1 protein-coding gene is annotated in these 1278 nt (G+C 67.6%); it reads left to right on the forward strand.

Features of this window, described 5'->3' with window-relative positions; all coding sequences use genetic code 11:
• A partial coding sequence (locus AB0B25_RS32135) for a phosphopantetheine-binding protein (RefSeq protein ID WP_357187609.1) occupies positions 1-1278 on the forward strand: 1278 nt, incomplete at both ends.

A 1278-nucleotide genomic window follows, 5' to 3' on the forward strand; every position in this document is an offset into this window, starting at 1 on the left:
GCACACCGGTCGAGCAGGTTATCGCGCAAGTATTCGCCGAGATTCTCGGTGTCGAGCGGGTGGGGGTGGATGACTCGTTCTTCGCTCTGGGTGGTGACAGCATCATGTCGATCCAGTTGGTGACCCGGGCCAGGGCGGCGGGGTTGGTGTTCTCCGCGCGGGATGTGTTCGAACGTAAAACTGTTGCCGGGCTGGCCCAGGTCGCTGTCCACGACACCACTGCTGCTGTCGCTGTTGCCGAAGAACTGCCCGGCGGGGGTGTGGGGCCGATTGCGTTGACACCGATCATGCGATGGCTACTCGAGCAGACGCAGCCCCGAGCCGAGGCCGAGTCCGAGGTCGAGTCCGAGGTCGAGTCCGGGGTCGAGTCCGGGGTCGAGTCCGGGGTCGAGTCCGGGGTCGAGTCCGGGTTCGGTCGGTTCTCGCAGGCGATGTTGTTGGGTTTGCCTGCGGGGATCGATCGGCGGGTGTTGGCGGGCACGGTGCAGGCGGTGTTGGATCGGCATGACATGTTGCGTGCGCGGCTACGCCGGGTTGCTGATGGGGGTTGGGCGTGGGAGGTGTTGCCGGTCGGGGTGGTTCGTGCCGACGACATCATTCATCGTGTGGTGACCGAGTCGACATCGAGCGTCGAGCAGTGGCGTGGGTTGGTGGCGGCGGAGTTGGATGCGGCCGCGGATCGGCTCGATCCGGGTGCGGGGATCGTCGTGCAGGTGGTGTGGTTCGATCCGGCCGATGCGGTGGTGGCGGGTCGGGTGTTGGTGGTGGTGCATCATTCGGCGGTCGATGGGGTGTCGTGGCGGGTGTTGGTGCCCGATCTTGCGGTGGCGTGGGCGCGGATCGTGGCCGATCAGCCACCGGATCTGGCTGCGGTGGGGACCTCGATGCGTCGGTGGGCGCACGGTCTTGTCGAGGAGGCTCATCGCCCGGGGCGGGTCGCGGAGCTCGGGGCGTGGCGGGCGATGGTGGTGGACAACGATCCGGTGATCGGGTCGCGTCGGTTGGATCCCGTGGTCGATGTCGCGGGGACCGCGCGCACGGTCGAGGTCGAATTGTCACCGGAGGTGACCGCTGCGTTGTTGACCGACGTGCCCGCAGCGTTCCACGGCGGTGTCGCTGATGGGTTGTTGGCTGCGTTGGCGGTGGCGGTAACCCAGTGGCGGCGCGAACACTCGCACGACACCGACACCGACACCGACACCGACACCGACACCGGGATCGACACCGGGGCCGGGGCCGGGGGGTTGTCGGTTGGTGGGCTCGCGGAGATGTTGGTCG

It is taken from the genome of Nocardia sp. NPDC049190 (assembly GCF_040648115.1).
GTDB lineage: Bacteria > Actinomycetota > Actinomycetes > Mycobacteriales > Mycobacteriaceae > Nocardia.